Here is a 25,575-nt window from a genome sequence, read left to right as displayed (position 1 = left end):
AAACACAAAATGAAATTAAGAAATATCTACGTTATAGTTTTACTCATCACATTGATTGGCGGAACTGCTTTTGCCCAAAAGAAAAGTAAAAACACCAAGAATTTGATGTTAAGCGATCGGCAGTTTTGGTTGCAGCAGATGGACAGAATGGTAAAACCAGTTTTGTATAACCTGGCTAAAGACAGCCTGCGTATTGCAATGCCAAAAGTCACCTCCATCCATATTGATAATAAAGAACACCGTATTAAAGTACAGTATGTTGAGGTTATGGGCAGGGTTTTAAGTGGTATTGCGCCATGGTTACAGTTAGAAGGAGGTTCGGCAGAAGAAGTGGCTTTAAGGAAACAATACCGCGGGTGGGCCATTCAAGGACTAAAAAATGCTTTAGATTCTAATGCTAAAGATTTTATGAATTTCGATATCGGTGGGCAACAACTGGTAGATGCTTCTTATGTTGCATTGGCTTTGGTCCGTGCACCTTGGTTATGGGAAAATCTGGACAAGAAGAACCAGGAACTGATGATGAAATCTATTGTAACTACCAGGAGATTCAAACCTGTGTTTTCTAATTGGTTACTGTTCTCAGCAATGAACGAAGCATTTTTAGCCAGATTCGGTTACAGCTGGGATCCTATGCGGGTTGATTATGCGCTGCAACAAATGGAGCAATGGTACACAGGTGATGGAATGTACACCGATGGAACATCTTTCGCCTTCGATTATTACAATAGTTATGTTATCCACCCTTATCTGGCTACTTTGGCCAATATCATTGGTGCTAAAACGAATAGTTATAAAGAGATGTTCGAGAAGATTAAAAAGCGTAATGAACGGTATGCCATCATTCAGGAAAGATTAATCAATGCCGATGGTACTTATCCTGCAACTGGTCGCTCTATCATTTATCGTGGCGCTGCATTTCATCATTTGGCCGATATGGCCTGGAGAAAAGCATTGCCAAAACAGTTAAGTCCAGCTCAGGTACGTTGCGCATTAACCGCGGTAATCAAAAAAACTTTAGAGAGTCCAACTACTTATAAAAATGGCTGGTTAACAATAGGCTTATATGGCGATCAGCCCAATCTTGGCGATTTCTATAACAACCAGGGCAGCCCGTACATTGCTTCAAACATCTTTTTGCCGTTGGGTTTGCCAGAATCAGATCCTTTTTGGGCCAACCCGGCTGAGAAATGGAGCGCACAAAAGATCTGGAGTGGTGAAAATTTTGAGAACGACCACAGTGCCAGTTTAAAATAAATAGCAGTTCACTATACAATTGAAAATGAAGTAAGTAAATACAGTCTTTGTAACGTTAAAAATTATTTAATTAAAAATGATGAATAAGAGAATCAGTTTTGTTTTAGGATTTATCGCCTTTAGTTTGAGCCTAAGCAGTTATGTTGCTGCGCAGCAAACCTATACTTCTTTTACCCCAGGTAAAATTTGGAAGGATGATAAAGGCGTTCACATTAATGCCCATGGTGGGGGTATTGTAGAATATAAAGGAACCTACTATTGGTTTGGAGAACATAAAATTGAAGGAGAAAAAGGTAATAGTGCACAGGTAGGCGTGCATTGCTATTCATCAAAAGATTTATACAATTGGAAAGATGAAGGTATTGCACTTCCGGTTTCTGAAGACCTGAAAAGTGATATCGCTAAAGGTTCTATTCTGGAACGACCAAAAGTGGTATATAACAAGAAAACGAAAAAGTTTGTAATGTGGTTTCACCTGGAGCTTTTAGGTAAAGGTTATGCGGCAGCAAGATCGGGTGTTGCAGTAGCCGATCGTCCAACCGGACCATATACGTTTATTAAGAGTTATCGTCCAAATCCAGAGAAAATGCCTTTCTATCCGGCAGGTACAGCAGAAAAAGATATGATAAACTGCCAGCAACCAGCCAATAAAAGTGACGGCTTTTTCTGTAGGGATTTACCAGGTGGGCAAATGGCGAGGGATATGACAGTTTTTGTAGACGATGATGGAAAAGCCTATCATGTATTTTCTTCAGAAGAGAATTTTACGCTGCATTTAGCTGAGTTAACCCCCGATTATTTAGGGCATACCGGAAAATTTATTAGAATTTATGTGGGGCAGCAAACTGAAGCACCAGCTTTGTTTAAGAAAAACGGAATTTACTACATGATTGGTTCGGGCTGTACAGGTTGGGCACCAAATCCGGCAAGATGGTTCAAAGCAAACTCCATTTGGGGTCCCTGGACTTATATGGGAAATCCATGTCAGGGCGAGGGGGCTAAGTTAACCTATGGTGGGCAGAGCACGCATGTATTACCTGCACCTGGCAAAAAAGGAGAATTTATTTTTATGGCCGATAAATGGGAACCGAAAAATGCCATTGATGGGCGTTATTTATGGTTGCCGATTAAATTTGAGAACGATAAAATTTCGATAACCTGGGCAGACGAATGGGATCTGAGCGTGTTTAAAAAGTAGAGAAAAAACAAAATTTTTATATAAACCTAGATGATGAATTGCGTAAAAATGCGCAAATGGGAGTCTTTTTGTCCAAATTCAGGTCGTCTTAAAAACAACAGTTAAAAATGAAAGCAAAATTATTATGGTTGGTGGCGATATGTTTCTCCTTATCAGCTTTTGGCCAGCAAGCTAAACACACGTTTAAGCTAGGAGAAACAGACTTTTTATTAGACGAAAAGCCCTTTCAGATTATCTCTGGCGAGTTACATTATCCACGTGTACCAAAAGAGGCCTGGCGAGCCCGTATGAAAATGGCCAAAGCAATGGGGCTAAATACCATTGGTACCTATGTGTTCTGGAATTTGCATGAACCGCATAAAGGGAAATTCGATTTTTCCGGCAATAATAACATTGCTGAATTCGTTAAAATCGCTCAGCAAGAGGGCCTTTGGGTTATCTTAAGACCAAGTCCATATGTTTGTGCCGAATGGGAGTTTGGTGGTTATCCATATTGGCTTCAGAATGAAAAAGGGCTTGTGGTACGAAGTACCGAAAAACAATATTTAGAAGAGTATAAGAAATATATTATTGAAGTAGGGAAACAGTTGGCACCATTGCAGATTAACCATGGTGGCAATATCATTATGGTGCAGGTAGAGAACGAATATGGTTCTTACGCTGCCGATAAAAATTATTTAGATATCAACAGAAAAATGTTTATCGAAGCAGGCTTTGATGGATTGCTTTATACCTGTGATCCTGCTGCTGATGTAAAAGACGGTCACTTAGCAGGGTTGTTACCAGCAGTAAACGGGATCGATAATCCGGCAAAAATTAGACAATTGGTAAATGAGAATCATAATGGAAAAGGCCCGTATTTTATAGCAGAATGGTACCCTGCATGGTTCGATTGGTGGGGAACACCTCATCACACCGTTCCGGCGGCACAATATACCAAAAAGTTAGATTCTGTTTTAGCGGCAGGTATTTCAATTAACATGTACATGTTCCATGGCGGCACAACCCGCGATTTTATGAATGGAGCCAACTACAAGGATATTTCGCCTTACGAGCCACAAACCAGTAGTTACGACTATGATGCGCCTTTAAATGAGGCTGGAAACGTAACGGATAAATTCAAAGCGTTTAGAACTGTGATCGAAAAACATCTTCCGGCAGGACAAAGTTTGCCACCTATTCCTGCTTCGAAACCAAGTATCGCAATTGCTCCTTTTAAACTGGGCAATAAAGTAGCCTTGTTTAATGCATTACCAAAAGCCGTAAAAAATATTACACCCTTAACTTTCGAAGATCTTAAACAAGATTATGGTTACGTATTGTACCGCACTACCATTAAGGGAGGGAAAAAAGGCGAACTTCAGATTAAACAATTGCGCGATTATGCCCTCATTTTTATCAATCAGAAAAGAGTAGGCATTTTAGACCGCAGGCTTAACCAAAATACTTTGGCATTAGATCTCCCGGCAGGAGAGGTACAGCTCGATATTTTTGTCGAGAATATGGGTCGGGTAAACTTTGGAAAGTATTTGTTAGAAAACAAAAAAGGAATTACTGAACAGGTAACTTTTGCAGGTACCGAAGTAAAAAACTGGTCGATGTATGGTTTTCCTTTTAGCAACGATCGCATTACGATTACGAGTCCATCAAAAGCAAATGGAAATGGGCCAACGTTGCAAAAAGGATCTTTTCAGATACCAACCGTTGCAGATACTTATTTGGATATGACCGATTGGGGAAAAGGAGTAGTGTGGGTTAACGGACACAACTTAGGAAAGTATTGGGCAATTGGTCCGCAACAAACACTTTATATCCCTCAAGAATGGTTAAAAAACGGCAGGAATGATATCGCCGTTTTAGAACTGATTAAACCTGATCAAAATATTTTAAAAGCAATTGATCAGCCAATTTTAAATACGCTCAAAAAATTAAACGTAGATTAAACGTTTAAAAAACTTAAAAATAGGGGTTAAAGGCCAAATTTTAACAAAAAGTAACGATTTAACCCCTACTTATTACCGTATTACCCCTCACTCCATCAAGGTTATAAGTGGTTACTTTGTTAGAACCAAATCCTTATCCCTATTCATGCACAATTTCTACATCAGGTCAGAATAATGTTTAACATTTTTTTTGCTAAGCTACCCTTGAATCACGTTAATGGTTCAATTATATAACTAACCAAATAATCATCAAAAATGAAAAGAAAACTACTAGACACATCTAAGTGTGCGGTAATATTTTTGTTTGCTTTGATCCTATCTTTAGGTAAATCAAACAATTCCATTGCACAAACCACTGCTCAAATCTCAATTTCAGGAAAAGTAAAAGATAGCCAGGGTAACCCCATTCCAGGTGCCTCCATCAGCGTTAAAGGAACTACGCAGGTAGTGGCCAGCGATGCCAATGGAAATTTTAAAATATCAGCCCAAAAGGGAGAAAGTTTAGTGATCACTTTTGTTGGGTATGTAAGCAGTACAATACTGGTTGCTAATGAAACGCAACTGAGCATCACCCTTGCGGAAGATAAAAACAAAAATCTGGAAGATGTAGTGGTGGTAGGTTATGGTACACAAAAACGTTCTGATGTTACAGGTGCTGTGGCATCTGTTCCAAAAGAACGTTTATCACAACTTCCGGTTACCAATGTTTTGCAAGCCATCCAGGGCGCTGTTGCCGGTGTAAATATTACCAGTGGTTCATCTGTACCAGGCAGCCAGCCAGCAGCATCTATCCGTGGTCAAAATTCCATTACAGCAGGCACAGGCCCATTTGTGGTTGTAGATGGGGTGCCATTGAGTAAAACAGGAGGCTCCTTAAACGATATCAACCCTAATGATATAGCCTCAGTGGAAATATTAAAAGATGCCTCATCTACAGCAATTTATGGTACCAATGGTTCTAATGGGGTTATCCTCGTTACCACCAAGAGAGGAAATACTGGCAAACCCACTATTAGGTACAATGCTTACGCAGGTGTAGAAAATATTGCCCATATATTAGAGCCTAGAACTGGTGCAGAATATCTTCAAAAATACGCTGATTACTTAAAGCAAATAAACCAGCCACAAACCAGCCCAGTTCCGAATTTTGGAGAGCTTGCCTATTATAATTCAGGTACAACTACCGATTGGGTAAAAGAAGTGACACAAACCGGAGTAATGCAAGATCATAATCTAAGTATTTCTGGTGGTAGCCAGGATGTGAAGTATTTTATTTCTGGCGGTTATCTGGATCAAAAAGGTCCGATAAAAGGTTATCAATATAACAGAACCAGTTTAAGATCTAATTTAGATGTTAATGTCACCGATTATTTAACTGTTGGTACATCCCTGTTTTTCACCGGAAATAATTATGATGGGGGGAGAGCAAATTTACTCTTTGCTACAGCAATGAGCCCGTACTCACCAGTTTACAATGATAAAGGAGAATATAAAATCTTTCCGATGGAGCCTGAACAGCTTTATACCAATCCTATGCTTGGTTTAGTAACTGATCGGATCAGCAGGAGCACTAACTTAAATGGAAATGGTTATGCTGAGGTTAAATTCTCTGGTATCTTAAAAGGCTTAAAATACCGTTTAAATGGTGGTTATACTTTCTTTCCAGAAAATACAGCTAGTTATACTGGTAGAAAAGCAAATGATATGCTCGGTACTGCCAGAACTTTTTATGCCCAAACCAACAGCTACACATTAGAAAATATACTTACCTATACAAAAGATATTCAAAAGCATCATTTAGATTTTACAGGTCTATATAGTGCCCAGCAAAGAAAATATACCAATACAACAGCTGGGGCAGTAGGATTTGTAAATGATGAGCTTTCATATAATAGATTAAGTGCAGGAGCAACGCAAACCAGCGATTCTTATGCCGATCGGTATCGTTTAAATTCTCAGATGGTTAGGGTTAATTATTCGTATGATAGTCGTTACTTATTTACAGCAACAGCACGGAGAGATGGCTCATCAGTATTTGGGGCCAATACAACCAAATATGGGGTATTTCCTTCAGTAGCTGCAGGATGGAACGTTAGCAAAGAAAACTTCATGAAAAATGTTTCATTCGTGAATAACCTTAAGTTAAGAGGTTCTTATGGTAAAACGGGTAATGAGGCTGTTGGTGTTTATCAAACCATTACCACAGAAGGTGCATTGCGTTCGCCGTTTAACGGTTTAAGTACTATTGGTGTTGCCCCTAATAATTTAGGGAATGCCAACCTGCATTGGGAAAGCACAACAACGGCTAATTTGGGGGTAGATTTTTCGTTATTTAAAGATCGTGTGAGTGGAACATTGGATGTTTATAGGGGTAAAACGAAAGATTTATTGCTAAACAGAAGTCTGCCGATTATAACGGGTTATTCGAGAATTCTGGATAACCTGGGTAAAGTAGAAAATAAAGGTATTGAGCTTACCATAAACACTAAAAATATTACAAACGGAGACTTTAAATGGGAAACTTCTGCAAATTTTACTGCTAACAAAAATAAAATCATTGATCTCTATGGAGATGGGAAAGATGATTTAGGTAATAGATGGTTTATCGGCAAACCAATTAGTGTTGTTTATGATTATAGAATGACTGGTGTTTGGCAAACTGGCGAAGATGCATCAAAACAAGATCCAGGCGCAAAAGCTGGTGATTTAAAATTTGCAGATCTTAATGGCGATGGTGTAATTACTGCAGATAAAGACCGCGAAATTATTGGCCAACGCGCTCCAAAATGGACAGGTGGTTTAACCAATACTTTCCACTATAAAAACTGGAACTTAAGTGTCTTTATCCAAACGGCACAAGGCATTACCAGAAATAATACCGATTTAAATTATGGTGATGAAACAGGCAGAAGAAATACACCTGCCGAAATTGGTTATTGGACAGCAAGTAATCCAAGTACAACACGTCCGGCCCTATCTTATAACAATACCAGAGGCTACGGCTATGCATCAGATGCAAGTTATACCCGTATAAAAGATGTAACGGTGAGTTATGTTTTCTCGCCAAAAATTATGGAAAAACTCCATCTTGGCAGCTTAACACTTTATGCAAGCGGTAGAAACCTTTACACCTTTACCGATTGGATAGGATGGGATCCAGAAAACGATTATGCCCCACGCGGATCGGGAGATTGGACCAATAATTATCCTTTAACACGCTCTTTTGTGTTTGGAGCAAATATTTCTTTAAAATAATTTATCTCTAAAAAAAAGATCATGAAAAAATTAAAATATACACTATTTTCTTTTCTTGCCGTTGCATTAATGTTTTGTTCTTCCTGCAAAAAGGCATTCTTAGATGAAAAGCCATATTCAAATTATACACCGATTACGTTAAATGATTCGTTGGGTTTTGAAGCCTCTTTAATTGGTTTGTACAACCATGTAAGTACAATTTATTCGTACTCAGATCAGCAGGGTTGGCCAAGCGTTTGGCAGGTTGGTACCGATGTGGCAAATGCAACCACAAATCAGCAAGGTGTTGAAGTGCCTTATTACGATTATACACAGCTAACACCTACTGATGGGGCCGCCGCGTACATGTGGAACAGGAATTACATCCTTATTAATCTTTCTAATGTAATTATAGATGGTATAGAAAACCCATCAGTAAGTGCCATTAGTGCAAAGGGTAAAGCCGCAATAAATGCCGAAGCTAAATTTTTTAGAGCTTATGCTTACAATACACTGGCTACACTTTATGGCAGAGTCCCTTTAATTAAAAATGCCCTTACCGCACCCAAAACCGATTTTGTTAGGGCTCCTTTAAATGAGGTTAACGATTTTATTATAAACGATCTGCAGTTTGCAGTTGCAAATTTACCAGATATTGAAGCCGTTAAATCGAATACGAAAGGCAAAATGTATGGCCGGGCAAATAAATTTATGGCAATGCAGTTACTTGCTGAAGTATACCTTAGGGCTGGTAAAAATGATTTGGCTGAGCAGCAGGCATTAGGTATTATAAACAGTGGTAAATTTAGCCTAAACAAAGCCAGGTTCGGTGTTAAAGCAAGTCTGCCGGGAGATTATTACTCAGATTTATTCGTTTATGGTAATCAGCGCCGTTCTCAGAGTAATAGGGAGGTTATCTGGACATTGGAACAAGAAAACCCATCAAGTGTTGTAGGAGGGATTACCAATAGCCCTCAGCAAAGAAGAGTATGGGGAACCGGATATTATGCCATTCAGGGAATGATACTTGCTGATTCTTTAGGCGGCAGGGGTTTATCGAGGTTAAGATTAAGCAATTGGTTTTTATATAGCTTATACAAGCCTGGCGACATCCGCAACTCACAATACAATGTAAAGAGAAGATTTTATTATAATGATCCTGCAAATGCAAAATTTGGCCAGATTATTCCTTACACCGGACCTGATACTTTATTTAAAATTAACCCTTCTATTACGAAATGGAATCAATTCGATCCTAATGATACCTTTGGCTTTGCAATGATTAAGGATTTTATCCTGATGCGCCTTGGAGAGACCTATTTACTGCTTGCAGAAGCGCAATTCAAACAAGGAAAACTGAGTGATGCAGCAGCTTCGATAAATGAGTTAAGGAAGCGGGCATTTGCCGACTATCCTACCAGAGGACAGGTACAATCTTCTGATATTAACTTAAACTTTATACTGGATGAACGTGCCCGAGAACTTATTGGTGAAGAAAACAGAAGAATGACCTTAATGCGTACAGGTACTTTGGTTGATCGGGCTATTAATTTAAACAGTAATGATGCTGCGAAACCTTTAAAAGGTTTAACTGCAAAAAACTTATTATTACCTATTCCATTAACAGAAATTCAATTAAATAAAGATGCGCTCTTAGAGCAAAACCCAGGCTATTAACGTATTGCGGTTAGTTTGATTAATTGCGCTCTTCGGATCTTTCTGCAAAGAAAGGTTCGGAGAGTTTTTTGTTTAAGGCCTTTTTAATCAAAGCCAAATAGCCTAAGCTTTATATTCATTTCAGTTTCAAAAACGGATTATTCTATATCAAAGCCTCCCCTAAAATAGTATTAATACAACGTTCATTCAACCTGTTTTTTAACCTTCCTTTTTCTAATTAAACGTTATGTTGACGTTTAATTATTGTCTAAAAAACCATAAAACCTTCAAAAAGGCAAAAAAATAAGAATTTAACCCCTACAAATTACCGTATTACCCCTCACTGCGAGCACATTTTTTATGGTTAATTTGTTTCAACCAAGTATAAGAATATTAGACCGATCCAGATTATTCGAGATTAACTACCTAGGATAATCAATGGTTGTAGCAAATTAAAAAAGTTACATCCAATTTTTTCGAAGTAATGCCAAACATTTAAAAGATCATGAAATGACAAAAAGCAGAATCAAATGTACCATTCTTATAAAGCTAGTTAGTAGTTGCTCGCAAAAGTAAAATGGCATGATCATCATTAACAAACCATTCATCCTTAAACCAAATTTTATGAAGAAAACTAAACCTAATCCATTCTCCGCTTTTAACCGTAAGGCAAAAATAAATTGGCCTTCGTTTTTGTAAAAGCAAAGTAAACACCACACCATACTAAAGGGTAATTACCTCGTGTAGAATTCCCGCACGTTGCCGACGAAATATTTCGATTGGACGAATGCCTAGTGTCTCAACCTGTTTTGAGCAATTGGTAATCTATGATCTGACTTATTGATAATGCTAACCAATTTAAACTATTCTTATGAAGAAAAAATTACCGAAGAAAATCCCGCTCCATCAGCAGGGTATTGCTTTTAGATCAATCTTGCAGCTTTTGATCTATTTCGTGATTACAGGTTCCTGCTTAACCGCATCTGCACAAACAGATGTAACGGTAAGAGGGCTAGTAAAAGATACTGTTGGCGGTTTGCCAGGTGTAAATGTTAAAGTTTCGGGTACCAATAGAGGGATATCAACCGATGAGTTTGGACGATATACCATTAAATTACCAAGAACAGGTAAATTATTATTCTCGTTAGTGGGCTACAAACCCAAAAATGTTGCCATTGCCAATTATGATAAAAATGCCGAAGGCGTTTACGTAATTAATATAACACTTCAGTCTGATGCCAACTCCTTAGATGAAGTAGCAGTTGTAGGCTTTGGTACACAGAAAAAAACCAGTGTAATCAGTTCAATTACGGCCATTAATCCGAAAGAGCTTAAAGGGCCAACCAGTAACTTAACCACCATGATGGCAGGTAGGGTGGCCGGTATGATTGCTTACCAAAGGAGTGGTGAGCCAGGCGCAGATAACGCACAGTTTTTTATTCGTGGTTTAGGCACTTTCGGCGCTGGTAAACAAGATCCATTAATCCTGATCGATGGTATAGAATCAAGCCAGAATGATATGGCACGCTTGCAGCCAGATGATATTTCTTCATTTAACGTACTTAAAGATGCTACAGCATCGGCAGTATATGGTGCCAGAGGTGCCAATGGAGTAGTGCTTATTTTAACAAAATCGGGTGTTGCAGGTCAAACTAAATTTGGGTTCAGGGCCGAGTCTTCCTTATCCTCTAATACCCAAAATTTTAAATTTGCCGATAACGTAACTTATATGAAACTGGCCAATGAAGCTGCTCTTACGCGGAATCGTTTAGCCATATTGCCATATCTGCAAACCAAAATTGATGCTACTGCAGCAGGCGAAAACGAGTTGCTTTATCCAAACAACAATTGGATTGAACAATTGATAAAAGATTATACAGTGAACCAGCGTTATAACCTTAACATTTCCGGTGGAGGTACCAAAGCAAGCTATTACATCGCTGGTACCTATAACATTGATAACGGGGTATTGAAAGTTGCCGATTTAAACAACTTTAACAGTAACATCAAGTTAAAGAATTATTCCGTTCGTTCTAACGTGAACATTAACCTGACCAATACTACCGAAGCCATTATCCGTGTTTATGGCCAGTTTGATGATTATACTGGGCCGGTAGGTGGTGGTGGCGCTACCTTTAACCGGGCAATTTGGTCTAACCCGGTAATGTTTCCTGCGGTTTATCCGGCAAGTTTGTCGCCTTTTAGCAGCCACCCTTTATTTGGCAATGCCATTTCACCAAGGGGCGGACTGTATATGAATCCTTATGCCGAAATGGTAAAAGGTTATCAGGATAAAAATGCCTCAACATTACAAACCCAGATAGAAATTAAGCAGGATTTAAAATTTATTACACCAGGTTTAACTGCAAGGATGATGAGTTATGCCCGCAGATATTCCTATTTTGATATTTCACGTGCTTACAATCCTTTCTATTATTCTGCTACCGAGCAGCCAGACAAATCAATTGGACTCAGCCTCATTAACGGTGGCGGTGCTTTATCTATTGGTCCGGTGGGTACAGAGTATTTAGGTTATTCGGAAGGCAAAAAAGAATTAAATTCGACTTTTTATGCCGAGTTTTCTGCAAACTACAACCGTACTTTTAAAGAGAAACATGCGGTGGGCGCGATGTTAATCACTACCATGAGAAATTATCTCGCTGCAAATCCCGGTAGTCTTCAGTTATCTTTACCATCGCGTAATCAGGGAGTATCAGGAAGAGCTACATATGGATACGATAACCGCTATTTAGCCGAATTCAACTTTGGGTATAATGGATCTGAACGTTTTGCGGAAAATACCCGTTTTGGTTTCTTTCCTTCATTTGGTTTAGGATATATTATTTCCAATGAAAACTATTTTAAGCCGCTAACTAACGTAATTAACAGCTTAAAGTTGAGGGCAACTTATGGTCTGGTGGGTAACGATCAGATTGGAAATGCAGATGATCGTTTCTTTTACCTATCGGAGGTAGATATGAACAATGGAACATTTGGTTCGAGCTTTGGTGAGGATGGTTTATACTACAGAAATGGTATTTCTATATCCCGCTATTCCAATCCGTTAATTACCTGGGAAAGATCTAAGCAGACTAACATTGGTTTGGATATGACCTTGTTTAATAGTTTGAATTTAACATTCGATGTGTATAAAAATGAACGTTCGAATATTTTAACCGACAGAACTTTTATCCCAAGTACAATGGGCTTACAGGCTTCTGTTAGGGCTAATACCAATAAAGCAGAAAGCAAAGGTGTCGATTTTTCTGCAAGCTATAATAAATCATTTAGCAATAGTATGTTTTTACAGTTACGCGGTAACTTCACTTATGCTACTAATAAAATATTAATTTACGATGAGCCTTCATTTAATACCAATGAGGCGTACCGTTACCATATAGGTTTACCCACAACACAATCATTCGGTTACATTGCCGAGCGTTTATTTATTGATGATGCTGAAGCCAAAAACTCACCAGTACAGTTTGCAGGCGTACCTGGTTTAGATTATGGCGGCGGTGATATTAAATACAGAGATGTAAATGGCGATGGTATTATCAGTGATGTAGATCAGGTGCCAATTGGTTTGCCTACGAGCCCCGAAATTATTTATGGTTTCGGTGGAACATTTGGTTTCAAAGGATTTGATATCTCTGCATTTTTACAAGGTTCGGCCAGATCTTCCTTTTTCATCAATCCTGGCAATATTTCTCCTTTCGTACTCAATAACGAAATTGGTAATCCTAACGTTACACAAAATGGATTATTAGAAGTAATAGCCAACAGCCACTGGTCGGAGCAGAACAGAGACAGTTATGCATTCTGGCCGCGCTTAAGCTCCAATTTTGTAAACAACAATACCCGTACCTCAACATGGTGGATGCGTAATGGCGCTTTCTTAAGATTAAAGAGCGTAGAACTTGGTTATAATCTGCAAACCAAACTGCAAAAAAGGCTTGGCTTAAGCAGTGCCCGGATTTATGCCAATGCCACTAACCTTTGGGCCTTAAGTGCTTTTAAACTTTGGGATCCTGAAATGGGCGGGAATGGTCTTGGATACCCTGTTCAAACGGTATATAATTTAGGTTTAAATGTTTCATTCTAACGATTGAGCTTAAAAAGAAAAATATGAAAATCAACAATATTTTATTTCGAAAAGATACGGCGAAGCCAGGTTTAGCTAAACTGATGCTGGCCTTACTCGTTATCGTAATATCCATTAGTTCTTGCAAAAAATACCTGGATATTGTGCCTGATAACGTAGCTACAATAGATAATGCCTTTACACTTAGAAATGAGGCCGAAAAATACCTGTTTACCTGTTATTCCTTTCTCCCAAAAGATGGGGAACCCTTGTTGAATGCCGGTTTTATGGCCGGTGATGAAATCTGGACTTCATTAGATGAAAGAGAGTTTATTTCTTATGGCTGGAGAATGGCCAGAGGTAGCCAGGGTGCTGAAAATCCTTATTTAGATGCCTGGAATGGTCGCTATCAGGGTGGTGGTAATAGCGATAACTTTGGGATGTTCAAAGCTATCAGAAACTGTAATATTTTTCTGGAAAACGTGCAAGACCTAAGCAAAATACCAGATTTAAGCTTAAATGAAAGACAACGCTGGATTGCAGAGGTAAAGTTTTTAAAAGCCTATTATAATTTTTATCTCTTAAGGATGTATGGGCCAATTCCAATTATCGATGCCAATTTAGGGATTAGTGCTACTGAAGAAGAAGTAAGGGTTAAAAGAATGCCTTTTGATGAATGCGTAACCTATGTAGTTGGCTTATTGGATCAGGCCATTCCTGACCTACCTCAAATTATCACAGATAAAAGCACCGAATTGGGACGCATCACAAAACCTATTGCCCTTGCCATAAAAGCGAAACTTCTATTAACCGCTGCAAGTCCGCTATTTAATGGAAATACCGACTATAGTAATTTTAGGGATAAGGACGGTGTAGTGTTATTTAATACCACTTACGATGCTGGTAAATGGAAAAAGGCTGCTGACGCCGCAAAAGCAGCGATTGATGGGGCGGAAGCTGCCGGATTTAAACTGTATCAGTTTCCGGGTACCACTTTTAAACTATCGGATACAACCTTGAGGCAATTAACCATTAAAGGTGCAGTAACAGAACGCTTCAACGTAAATTTAGAACATGTTTGGGCAAATCCGAATAGTAGAACATTTAATATGCAAAGAGCAGCCATGCCGCGATTGACAGCAACTGTAGTGGTTGGTAGCGCGAGACAACAGTTGGCTCCGCCTTTAAAAATTGCCGAAATGTTTTACAGCCGAAACGGTGTGCCGATTAACGAAGATAAAACCCTCGATTTTACCAATAAATATACCCTTAGAACAGCTGTTAAAAGTGAAAGGTTTTATGTTAAAGAAGGGTATACTACAGCAAGAATAAATTTTGACAGAGAACCTAGATTTTATGCCGATTTAGGCTTTGATGGGGGTATTTGGTACAAATACGATAGCCCTACCAATTCTGATGAAGGAACTTTTGTATTAGAAGGTAAATCTAACCAGGTGGCAGGTGCAAACAACTTTGGCTGGTATAACGAAACAGGTTATTTTATTAAGAAACTGGTAGATTGGAACATGATTAACGGTACAAACGGTGCCAGTTACAGAGACTATCCATGGCCGCAGGTAAGAATGGCAGATCTTTATTTAATGTATGCCGAAGCTTTAAACGAAACTCTTGCCAGTCCTTCTGCCGATGTTTACGAATACATCAACCGCATTAGAGCAAGAGCTGGTCTTCAAACGGTACAAACCTCTTGGGCCACCTACTCCAATAATCCTGGCAAGTACACCACAAAAGATGGTATGCGTGAAATTATCCAGCAAGAGAGACTGATCGAGATGGCATTTGAAGGTAGCCGTTACTGGGATATTAAACGTTGGAAACGTGCTGCAGAAATGTTTAATCAATCTATCACCGGATGGAGTGTTTATCAACCAACAGCATCTGAGTACTACCGCGTTAGAACCATATTTAACCAGAATTTTGTGGCACCACGCGATTATTTATGGCCACTCCGGGCATACGATTTAACAGTTAATCCTAAACTGGTTCAAAACCCAGGTTGGTAATATTAATTTTTATAAAATATTCAATATGAAAAGAATGAATAGAAACCTGCTTGTATTGCTGGTTGGCTTAACAGCAGCCTTTTCAAGCTGTAAGGAAGATGTAATTGAGCCATTAGAAAATAATACCAATCCGCCCGGAAAAGTATCTAATATATCCATCACCAATGGTCCGGGCAATGCTACCATCACCTTTAGTTTGCCCAGTGATAAAGATTTGTTATACGTAAAAGCAGTATATAATCTAGCTAACGGACAGGAAATGGAAGTGAAAACTTCCTATTATGGCAATAGTTTACTGGTAGAAGGCTTCGGCGACACCAATGAACATGAGGTAAAAGTATATGCAGTAAACAGAAGTGAAACAGCATCAGAACCGGTTGTTGTTAAAGTTAAGCCGCTCGAAAACCCAATTTGGGGCGTTTACAGGAGTCTTAAAGCCGTTGCCGATTTTGGTGGATTAAACTTTAAAGGTACTAATCCATCAAAGGCAGATTTGGCGATAGAGGTATTGGTTTTATCGAAAGGTAAATATATACCAACTTCGAAAAATATTTACACCGCTGCTATTGATATCGATCAGTCAGTCAGGGGTTTGGATACCTTAACTCAGAAATTTGCCATTACCATTAGAGATAGATGGTTAAACTATAGCGATACGCTTTTCACTACCTTAAAGCCACTTTATGAAACGGTATTATCTAAGTCGACCTATAAAGAAGTGATCTTACCTACAGATACTCCACAAGAATATTCTAACACCGGTGTATCTAAAATGTGGGATGGAAATATTATCGATTGGCCTAGTGTATGCCTAACCAAAACCACAGTATTAACACCACAATGGGTAACGTTCGATCTGGGTAAATTGGCTACGCTTAGCCGTATTGTGGTTTGGAATTATCCTGAATACCTGAATGCTGGCCGTACCTATTACTATGGCGGTAATTTAAAAGATTTTGAAATTTGGGGAACTGATAATCCACCAGCAGATGGAAGTTATAACAATTGGGTAATGTTAGGCAAATACAGCTCTCAAAAGCCTTCTAAAAGTGCTTATGGCGTTCAAACAAGCGAAGATTATGCTTTTGCAAATGCAGGTATCAGTTACAACTTTGCTGTAGGCCTTAAAAAAGTAAGGTACATCCGTATAAAATCTATTACCAATTGGCAAGGTAACTCATTTATGAGTGTATCAGAAGTTCAACTTTATGGAGATCCAAGGTAGAGGCAATAACTAAATAGAATTTTAGAGATGAATAATCAAAAAATAAATATACGAACCGTAAAACTCGCTTTTATGATTCTATTGTCGGGCACTTATTTAGCCTGCACAAAAGCTGATGATTACAAAAAGTTTACCGAGAAAGGGGAGATTTCTTACACAGGAAAATTAGATTCGGTGAAAGTAATGTCGGGAAATAACAGGGTGTATATCCGAGGGCTGTTTTCTCGCTGATCCAAAAGTAACACAGTGTAAAATCTTTTGGAATAATAAGGCTGATTCTGTCGTTATTCCCGTAAAGAAAAAATACGCCGTTGATACCCTAAAATACTTTGTAGAAAATGTGAAAGAAGGTGTGCAGAATTTCGAAATCTATACCTATGACGCCGTTGGAAATAAATCTATCCCGGTATATAAAACAGGAAGATCTTATGGCACAAGGTACCAATCATCCTTATTTAACAGGCCAATCGAATCTGCTTTTACAGATGCTAGTGGTGCAACTAAAATTACCTGGCAGGGAATGGATAGGTTAACAGGGGTATTTGCTACCGAGATAGAATACACCAACCTGAGTAATGTCATAAAAAAGATCAGAACTAAAATAGACGAAACCACAACTTCTATTTCTGATATTAAACCAGGTACAAATTTAAGATACCGTACCTTGTTTTTACCTGATACAATTTCGATTGATACTTTTTCTACCGCCTTTCAAACGCAACGGGTAGGGGCGGATATTACCGCAACCTATTTTAAGAATAAAGGAAACCCTTTCCTAGCTGCAGCAAGTGGTGGCCGTTGGCGTAATATTGCCGACTGGACGGTTACCGATAACATCCGTAACCATGGTGGTTTAGGTGGCTGGTGTTCCGATCAGGGAGGATGCCTCGCCATGGAAATGGGTTGGGATGGTACTGCGCAAATTACCAATGGTAAAATCTACCAAACTTTTACGCTTCCGGCAGGCAGTTATAGTTTCGAAATTACCATGGCTAAAAATGAAGCAAAAGATCCGGTTTACATCGTAGCAGCAGCTGGCAATACCCTGCCTGATGTTGCCAATGTGGCCACATCTTTAGGATATACCAATTTTGCCAACAACAAGTTTCAATTTACCTTAACACAATCGACAACAGTATCAATGGGCTTTCTCGCGACTATGACGACGGCATCAGGCAATCAGTTTTGGATTGTAAAAGAAGTAATGCTTAAATCACTTTAAGGTTAATTCCCGCTAATTGCTTATTCTCTGGGTTTCTTTATAGATTTATAGAAAACCCAGAGAATTTTCTATTTAAGAATAGTGTTAAATTTATTGATCAAAAAGCCCCTATGCGCAATAGAATCAAATTTTTCTTTACTGTTTTGCTAGCCATTTTAATCCAATCCTGCGCAATAAAAAAAGAACAAAATTTTTCAGATGCTTATGTTAAAGAAGGTTATAAACTGGTTTGGTGCGATGAATTTAATCAAAATGGCACTCCTGATCCAGCCAATTGGGATTATGAAAAAGGTTTTGTACGTAACGAAGAGCTGCAATGGTATCAGCCTGAAAATGCTTTTTGTGAAAATGGCAAACTAATTATCGAAGCAAGGAAAGAAGTAAAACCTAATCCGCTATATGTAGAAGGAAGCAAAGAATGGCGTAAAAAACCAAAAAAATATTGAATATACTTCAGCCTGTATCATTACTAAAGGTTTACAAAACTGGCAGTATGGTCGATTCGAAATGAGAGGAAAGATCGACATTTCAGATGGACTCTGGCCGGCATTTTGGACATTGGGTGTAAAAGGGCGCTGGCCCGCAAATGGTGAAATCGATATTATGGAATACTACCGGGGAAAATTATTGGCCAATATCGCAAGTTTAGGGCCCGATAAAAAGGCGAAATGGTTTAGTAACACAAAACCCGTAGCCGAATTGGGCGGTAAAAAATGGGCAGCTGAATTTCATATATGGCGCATGGATTGGGATAGCGAAGCCATCAGTTTATCTGTAGATGGAATGCTCCTGAATAAAACCAATTTAAGCGATCTTAAAAATGATGATGGCTCAGATTTTCATCCTTTTAAACAACAACATTATATCTTGTTCGATTTGGCAATAGGTGGTATGAACGGTGGGTCCTTAAATGATACTAAATTTCCAAACAGGATGGAAGTCGATTACGTTAGAGTATATCAGAAATTAATACCTTAACGGATGTCACCCTGAGCGTAGTCGAATGGTTTTACCGGTTGTTATTGTAAACCTATCAGGTTTTAAAAACCTGATAGGTTTTTCGTTATTTTTTATCGGTTAATTCTGAACTTTTATTTCAGTTCTTCTGTTCACCATTCTACCTTCTTCACTATCATTCGAACTGATTGGCTCTTTCTCACCGTGGCCAACAACAGTGAAATTATTTCCGTTTAAACCTGCGTTTATAAAGTACGATTTTACGGCATTTGCACGATCTACAGAAAGTTGCATATTGTGCTCTGGTGTACCCTCGGCAGATGAATGTCCGTTAAGTACAAATTTGGTGGTAGGCGATTTTTTCATTTCCGCCACTGCTTTATCCAGGATAGCGAATGATGATGTTTTAAGTACAAATGAATTAAACTCAAACTGGATATTGTCTAAGTTAAAGTTGGGTTTTTCAGCGGGAGCAGCAGCCTCTTCTTTCTCTGGTGCAGGCGCTGGTTTTTTTTCTTCTACAGGTGGTGCTGGCTTTTCAACAGGTGCTGGAGCTGGTTTTGCTGCCAGTTTTTTTGTTTTACAAGAGTACATTGTAAGGGTAAACAAAGCGAGGAGCGTAGTAAATAAAAGGTTTTTGGTAATGTTCATGTTTTAAGATTAATTTAAGTCTATTGTGTGTTTGTTGCCCAAACATACTAATAAATGATTACAGCTATAACGGTGTTTTTTTGAAGAAGTTATATTTAATGTGTTAATCCATCTAATTTAACTTCGGTTTTATTCAAACATATTTACATTAATTTCCTTTATGTATTATAACATTTTGATATGAACCGTTTTGAAAACAAAGTTGCTTTAATTACCGGAAGCAGTCAGGGAATTGGCGCTGCATGTGCCTTAAGGTTGGCCAAAGATGGCTGTGATATTATTTTAAATGGCCATAAATTTGATGAAAGGGGCGAAAAACTTATCGCTGAAATACAGAACATGGGTAGAAAAGCAACTTTTTTAGTAGCCGATTTAAGTAAAGCCAAAGAAGCCACTAAATTGATAACCGATGCCGTAGCAGTATTTGGTCATTTAGATATTTTGGTAAATAATGCGGGTGTAGAAAAAAAAGCCAGCTTTTGGGAAGTTACCGAAGAAGATTACGACCTGATCATGAATACAAATTTAAAAGGTGCTTTTTTTAGCATCCAGTCGTTTGTAAATTACTGTAGAAAAAGCAAGGTAGCTGGCACAGTAATCAACATGAGTTCTGTACACGAAGAGATTGCATTTCCGCATTTCACAGCCTACTGTGCAAGTAAAGGAGGCTTAAAGATGTTAACCAGAAATCTAGCTTCAGAATTAGCCCAGTTTAATATCAGGATTAACAACGTAGCGCCCGGAGCTGTTTCAACGCCGATTAATCAAGATTTATTGAACAATAAAGAACAGTTAGAAAAAGTACTTCAAAATATTCCATTAAAAAGAATGGGTAAGGTAGAAGATGTGGCTGCAGTGGTGGCTTTCCTCGCTTCTGATGATGCCGCTTATGTAACCGGATCAACTTATTTTGTAGATGGAGGATTAACCTATCATTATGAAGAACAATAGGTTAATCGTGCAATAAAATTTAATTTAAACCTTTAAATTTGGCATTAAGTTTAAGAATGCCTGAGAATTAGCATGGTATTTCTTCTTATCCAATTTAAAATAGAATGCTCCCTTTTTAGAACCTGTCCTGTCTTTTTCGGCCAGCTTAATCAATAACCCTGTCGAGGTAATTTTGCGACTGAAATTTCTGGTATCAATTTTCGTATCGTTTACTTCCTCAAAAAGAATATGCAACTGTGGGATCGTAAATTTTTTTGGCAGCATTTCGAACAAGATAGGATGGAGGGCCGCCTTGTACCTTAGTTTTTTTCGGGCATCAGCAACCATTTGGTTATGATCGAAAATAAGTTTTGGCCGATCGTTGATCAAAAACCATTCAGCTTCATAATCAGCATTTAACTGCGCCTCATATTTGTGGATATCAATGAGCGCAAAATATCCAACAGAAAGTGTTCTTTCGATTGGGTCGCGGCCAGGCTCTCCATAAATCTGCATCTGCTCCAGATAAACGCCCTCTAAACCCGTCATTTTTTTGAGCACCCTATTTGCTGCATCATCCGGACTTTCATCAGCGCCCACAAAACCGCCCATTAAACTCCATTTGTTTATTTCGGGTTCTAAACCACGCTTAACTAATAGAATTTTAAGGTGTTCTCCATCAAATCCAAATACTATGCAATCAACAGCAACAAGATAATGCGGCTGTCTGGAATATTCAATCATTTTTTATTCGAGGTTTTAAAGGCTTAATATGTTCAAAATTTTACGAATATAAAAATTATTATTAATTGTCGTTTTGACAATTAATAATAATTTTATAATTTGGCGGCTTAGATAGGTTAAGCTCTATGCTTTCTTTCCTCTAACCAATTGAAAATATAAAATGAACCAAACATTCGAACTCGATAGTAATCCACACACCAGGTTAAATATATTAACTGGCGAATGGGTTTTAGTTTCTCCACACCGTACTAAAAGGCCCTGGCAGGGTAAGGTTGAAGATGTAACGCCTGATAACCGCCCGGAATACGACCCTAAATGTTATTTATGTCCTGGTAATGGCAGGGCAGATGGCGATAGCAACCCACAATACACCGAAAGCTTTGTTTTTAACAATGATTTTGCAGCATTGCTTGAAGACACACCTGCCGGGAATATGAACGAAGATGACTTATTGGTAGCTAATAATCAGAGAGGACTTTGCAGAGTGATCAGTTTTAGCCCTAAACATAATCTTACACTTCCTGAAATGAGTGTGGAAGCGATAACTGCCGTAGTAAATGTTTGGCAGAAAGAATTTAATAGTCTGGCAGAAAACGATTGGATTAAATACATTCAGATTTTCGAAAACAAGGGCGAAATAATGGGCTGTAGCAACCCACACCCTCATGGACAGATCTGGTCGCAGGGGGATATCCCTCTAGAAATTGCCAAAGAAACCGAACGCCAGAAAACCTACTATGCTATTCATAGAAGGAGTTTATTGGCCGATTACCTTAAACTGGAACAGAAGAAAAATGAGCGTATTATATTTGAAAATGATCATTTTGTAGTGCTTGTCCCTTTCTGGGCAGTTTGGCCTTACGAAACCATGATTATTAGCAAACGCTATGTAAATAGCATTAAATTGTTTACAGAAGCGGAGAAGAAATCGTTAGCTGAAGCCATTAAGGTACTAACAACCAAATATGATAATTTGTTCGAAACCTCCTTCCCATATTCTGCAGGTATGCATCAGGCGCCAGTAAATAACGGCTATTACCCTGAATGGCATTGGCATATGCATTTTTATCCACCATTATTGCGCTCGGCATCTGTAAAGAAATTTATGGTTGGTTATGAGATGTTGGCTAATCCCCAACGCGATATTACTCCAGAGTTTGCCGCCAGCCGTTTAAAAGAAATGTCTACAACACACTATAAAATCAGCAAGACTGAAGATTAAAAATATTAAAATGAATGCACAACATTTAAAAAATACATTTAAAAAACTTTTCAACGCTGAGCCTATTTTAGTGCGTTCGCCAGGAAGGATCAATATTATTGGTGAGCATACCGATTACAATGGTGGTTTTGTAATGCCAGCAGCTATTGATAAGGCCATTTATGTTGCCATATCAAAAAGAGAAGACGATGAAATACATTTATTTTCAGAGAGCTATCAGCAGTTTGATATTTCATCGATTAAAAGCTTAAAGAAATCAGACAATAGCTGGGCAAACTACATTTTAGGTGTTGCCGATCAATTAAAAGAAAGAGGCTACCAGTTGGGTGGCTTTAACTTCTATATTGATGGCGACGTGCCTTTAGGTGCAGGTTTATCATCATCGGCCGCTGTGGAGTGTGCAACTGGGTTTGCACTCACTCAGCTTTTTTCACTTTCTGTTCCGAAAATGGATATTGCATTAATTGCACAAAAGGCCGAACAAACTTTTGCCGGAGTTAACTGTGGCATTATGGATCAGTTTGCCTCGGTATTTGGCAAGAAAGATCATGCTATTATGCTCGATTGCCGATCGATGAAACATATTTATATTCCTTTAAAGTTGGATGGATATAAACTTTTGCTTTTAAATACAAATGTAAAACATGCACTTGCCGATTCGGCTTACAACAAAAGAAGATCACAGTGCGAACAAGGCGTTGCGTGGGTAAAAGAACATTATCCTAATGTAAGCACCCTTCGTGATGTAGACTTAACCATGTTAGAAGCCTATGTTAAACCTATGGACTTAGAAGTGTATAATAAGTGCCGTTTTGTAGTGGAAGAAATAGGTCGTTTATTAACTGCAGCTGAACAGTTGGAGAATGGTAATTTACAAGCTTTAGGTAAACTGATGTTCGAAACGCACGACGGTTTAAGCAAAGATTATGAAGTAAGCTGTAAAGAGTTGGATTTCCTGGTTGAAGCGGTTAAACCATTAGATTATGTATTGGGTGCCAGAATGATGGGCGGTGGTTTTGGTGGCTGTACCATCAATATTGTTAAAGAAGAAAAAATTGCGGATTTAGTCGAAGAGCTGTCTTCCAAGTATTTATTGCAATTCGGCCTCAAGCTTGATTCCTATACTGTTCAAACCGATAATGGAACCAGTTTATTCAATTAAAATTTAAGCAACCTAAGGTATACTAACCAAAATAAATCAATGAAAAACAACTTATTAGACACGAAGGATTACATTGTATTTGCAATTTACTTCGTTATTGTGGCCGCTTATGGCCTCTACATTTACAACAAGAAAAAGTCGGAATCTACGGGTTCTAAAGATTATTTTCTTGCTGAAGGCTCTTTAACCTGGTGGGCAATTGGCGCATCGTTAATTGCATCGAATATTTCTGCAGAACAGTTTATCGGTATGAGCGGATCAGGTTTTAAAATGGGATTGGCCATTGCAACCTACGAATGGATGGGCGCATTAACCTTAGTGGTTGTTGCGGTATTTTTCATCCCGGTTTACCTGAAAAACAAAATTGCCACTATGCCGCAGTTTTTGCATCAGCGTTATAACGGAACGGTAGCCATGATTATGGCTGTTTTCTGGTTATTACTTTATGTTGTGGTTAACTTAACCTCAATCCTTTACTTAGGTGCTTTAGCGGTAAGCAGTATTTCTGGTTTCGATTTAAGTTTCTGTATGTACGCCATAGCAGGTTTTGCCATTATTATTACGCTTGGCGGAATGAAAGTTATTGGATATACCGACGTTATCCAGGTATTTTTCTTAATTCTGGGCGGTTTGGCTACTACTTATCTAGCTTTAAACTTAGTTTCTACCCACTATGGAACCTCAGGTATTTTTGAAGGATATAGCTTAATGACTTCAAAAGCTTCTGAACATTTCCATATGATTTTAAAGCCAGATAACGAAAATTATATCGACTTACCTGGCTTGAGTGTGCTTGTAGGTGGTATGTGGATTGTGAACTTAAACTATTGGGGATGTAATCAATACATTACGCAACGTGCTTTAGGCGCTAACCTGGAAACTGCCCGCGGAGGTATACTTTTCGCGGCATTCTTAAAATTATTAATGCCAATTATTGTCGTGTTACCAGGTATTGCAGCTTATGTTTTGTATAAAGATGGCGCCTTCCAGGCAGAAATGCTACAGAATGGATCTGTAAATCCAGATCGTGCATATCCGGTATTGCTAAACTTACTTCCTGCCGGATTAAAAGGGCTTTCGTTTGCAGCATTAACTGCCGCAGTTGTAGCTTCTCTGGCTGGTAAAGCAAATAGTATTGCAACTATTTTTACTTTAGATATTTACAAGAAAGTATTAAAAACCGATGCTACGGAGAAAAATTTAGTAACAACTGGTAAGATTTCTATTATTGTAGCCATGATTCTTGGCGTATTGATAGCGCCTCATTTAGGAATCGATAAAAAAGGTGGTTTCCAGTATATCCAGGAGTATACCGGTTTTGTTTCTCCAGGTATTTTCGCCATGTTTATTCTAGGCTTCTTTTGGAAAAGAACCACTTCAAGTGCGGCACTATTTGCTACCATTGCTGGTTTCGGTTTATCGATTTTACTTAAATTTTTACCCAACCTTACCGATCTTTCATGGTTATCGGGAATGGGCTTCTCGGTTAAAAACGCAGCTGGAGTTTATGAAATTCCATTTTTAGATCGTATGGGCTTTGTATTTATATTCTGTATCCTTGGTATGGTGATCATCAGTTTAGCGAGTAACAAAGCTAAAGCAGAAGCTAAAGGATTGGCAATCGATGCTAAAATGTTCAAAACCTCTACCGGCTTTGCAGTAGGCGCTTTAATCATCATCGGATTATTGGTTGCACTTTACAGTGTATATTGGTAAACGATAATTTATAAAAATAAAAGGGGATAAAGTTGTTAGATTTTATCCCTTTTTTCATTTAAAACATCCAATCACTTTTAAATTTAAACCTTAATGTCCTTAATTCCTTAATGATAAACTAACCATCCTAAAAGATCCTGAAACAAGTTCAGAAAGACGCTCTCATTTAAATTTAAATCTTAATGTTCTTAATTCCTTAATGATAAAACTAACCATTCTAAAAGATCCTGAAACAAGTTCAGGAAGACGCTCGCATTTAAATTTAAATCTTAATGTTCTTAATTCCTTAATGATAAAACTGACCATTCTAAAAGATCCTGAAACAAGTTCAGGAAGACGATCTCTTTCAA

The 25,575-nt window shown here is 38.3% G+C and carries 18 protein-coding genes; 16 read left to right on the top strand and 2 right to left on the bottom strand.

The window, feature by feature from the left end; all coding sequences use genetic code 11:
• The first annotated feature begins 9 nt into the window (after positions 1–9).
• From QF042_RS16420 to QF042_RS16370, 12 genes are all read left to right on the top strand, one after another.
• Positions 10–1,257, top strand: coding sequence for a DUF2264 domain-containing protein (locus QF042_RS16420; protein WP_307530293.1), 1,248 nt, complete (start codon positions 10–12; stop codon positions 1,255–1,257).
• Between the two features lie 76 nt (positions 1,258–1,333).
• The gene (locus QF042_RS16415; RefSeq protein ID WP_307530291.1) at positions 1,334–2,455 is read left to right on the top strand and encodes a glycoside hydrolase family 43 protein; all 1,122 of its coding nucleotides are present in this window, start codon (positions 1,334–1,336) and stop codon (positions 2,453–2,455) included.
• A gap of 107 nt (positions 2,456–2,562) precedes the next feature.
• On the top strand, positions 2,563–4,398 hold the full coding sequence (locus QF042_RS16410; protein ID WP_307530289.1) for a glycoside hydrolase family 35 protein: 1,836 nt from the start codon (positions 2,563–2,565) through the stop codon (positions 4,396–4,398).
• A gap of 255 nt (positions 4,399–4,653) precedes the next feature.
• Positions 4,654–7,653, top strand: coding sequence for a TonB-dependent receptor (locus tag QF042_RS16405; protein ID WP_307530286.1), 3,000 nt, complete (start codon positions 4,654–4,656; stop codon positions 7,651–7,653).
• Positions 7,654–7,674: 21 nt separating this feature from the next.
• Positions 7,675–9,309, top strand: a complete 1,635-nt coding sequence (locus QF042_RS16400) for a RagB/SusD family nutrient uptake outer membrane protein (RefSeq protein WP_307530284.1) — start codon at positions 7,675–7,677, stop codon at positions 9,307–9,309.
• Positions 9,310–10,159: 850 nt separating this feature from the next.
• Entirely contained in the window at positions 10,160–13,393 is a 3,234-nt protein-coding gene (locus QF042_RS16395; RefSeq protein ID WP_307530282.1) for a TonB-dependent receptor, read from the top strand.
• A gap of 23 nt (positions 13,394–13,416) precedes the next feature.
• Entirely contained in the window at positions 13,417–15,396 is a 1,980-nt protein-coding gene (locus tag QF042_RS16390) for a RagB/SusD family nutrient uptake outer membrane protein (protein WP_307530279.1), read from the top strand.
• A gap of 25 nt (positions 15,397–15,421) precedes the next feature.
• Positions 15,422–16,621 (top strand): DUF5000 domain-containing lipoprotein, encoded by a 1,200-nt coding sequence (locus QF042_RS16385; protein WP_307530277.1) that lies wholly within the window; start codon positions 15,422–15,424, stop codon positions 16,619–16,621.
• A gap of 27 nt (positions 16,622–16,648) precedes the next feature.
• Entirely contained in the window at positions 16,649–16,852 is a 204-nt protein-coding gene (locus QF042_RS26345; RefSeq protein WP_373459075.1) for a DUF4998 domain-containing protein, read from the top strand.
• Complete coding sequence (locus tag QF042_RS16380) at positions 16,815–17,843, top strand: DUF4998 domain-containing protein (protein WP_307533312.1); 1,029 nt, start codon at positions 16,815–16,817, stop codon at positions 17,841–17,843. Before QF042_RS26345 ends, QF042_RS16380 begins: the two co-directional genes overlap by 38 nt.
• A gap of 110 nt (positions 17,844–17,953) precedes the next feature.
• Positions 17,954–18,289, top strand: a complete 336-nt coding sequence (locus QF042_RS16375; RefSeq protein ID WP_307530275.1) for a hypothetical protein — start codon at positions 17,954–17,956, stop codon at positions 18,287–18,289.
• 61 nt (positions 18,290–18,350) lie between these two features.
• The gene (locus tag QF042_RS16370) at positions 18,351–18,821 is read left to right on the top strand and encodes a family 16 glycosylhydrolase (RefSeq protein WP_373459074.1); all 471 of its coding nucleotides are present in this window, start codon (positions 18,351–18,353) and stop codon (positions 18,819–18,821) included.
• Positions 18,822–18,920: 99 nt separating this feature from the next.
• On the opposite strand, the gene QF042_RS16365 is transcribed toward QF042_RS16370, so the two are convergent.
• The gene (locus QF042_RS16365) at positions 18,921–19,451 is read right to left on the bottom strand and encodes an OmpA family protein (protein WP_307530273.1); all 531 of its coding nucleotides are present in this window, start codon (positions 19,449–19,451) and stop codon (positions 18,921–18,923) included.
• Between the two features lie 180 nt (positions 19,452–19,631).
• Between QF042_RS16365 and QF042_RS16360 the strand changes: the two genes are divergently transcribed.
• The gene (locus QF042_RS16360; protein ID WP_307530271.1) at positions 19,632–20,402 is read left to right on the top strand and encodes an SDR family NAD(P)-dependent oxidoreductase; all 771 of its coding nucleotides are present in this window, start codon (positions 19,632–19,634) and stop codon (positions 20,400–20,402) included.
• Between the two features lie 24 nt (positions 20,403–20,426).
• On the opposite strand, the gene QF042_RS16355 is transcribed toward QF042_RS16360, so the two are convergent.
• Complete coding sequence (locus QF042_RS16355; RefSeq protein WP_307530269.1) at positions 20,427–21,125, bottom strand: NUDIX domain-containing protein; 699 nt, start codon at positions 21,123–21,125, stop codon at positions 20,427–20,429.
• A 160-nt stretch (positions 21,126–21,285) separates the two neighbouring features.
• Between QF042_RS16355 and QF042_RS16350 the strand changes: the two genes are divergently transcribed.
• The 3 genes from QF042_RS16350 to QF042_RS16340 are packed head-to-tail and all read left to right on the top strand — an operon-like array spanning position 21,286 to position 25,225.
• Entirely contained in the window at positions 21,286–22,347 is a 1,062-nt protein-coding gene (locus tag QF042_RS16350) for a UDP-glucose--hexose-1-phosphate uridylyltransferase (protein ID WP_307530267.1), read from the top strand.
• 10 nt (positions 22,348–22,357) lie between these two features.
• Complete coding sequence (locus QF042_RS16345; protein ID WP_307530265.1) at positions 22,358–23,509, top strand: galactokinase; 1,152 nt, start codon at positions 22,358–22,360, stop codon at positions 23,507–23,509.
• A 39-nt stretch (positions 23,510–23,548) separates the two neighbouring features.
• Positions 23,549–25,225, top strand: a complete 1,677-nt coding sequence (locus QF042_RS16340) for a sodium/sugar symporter (protein ID WP_307530262.1) — start codon at positions 23,549–23,551, stop codon at positions 25,223–25,225.
• The last annotated feature ends 350 nt before the right edge of the window (positions 25,226–25,575 follow it).

The organism is Pedobacter sp. W3I1 (genome assembly GCF_030816015.1).
Classification (GTDB): Bacteria; Bacteroidota; Bacteroidia; order Sphingobacteriales; family Sphingobacteriaceae; genus Pedobacter.
This window is presented reverse-complemented; position numbering and strand designations above follow the sequence as displayed.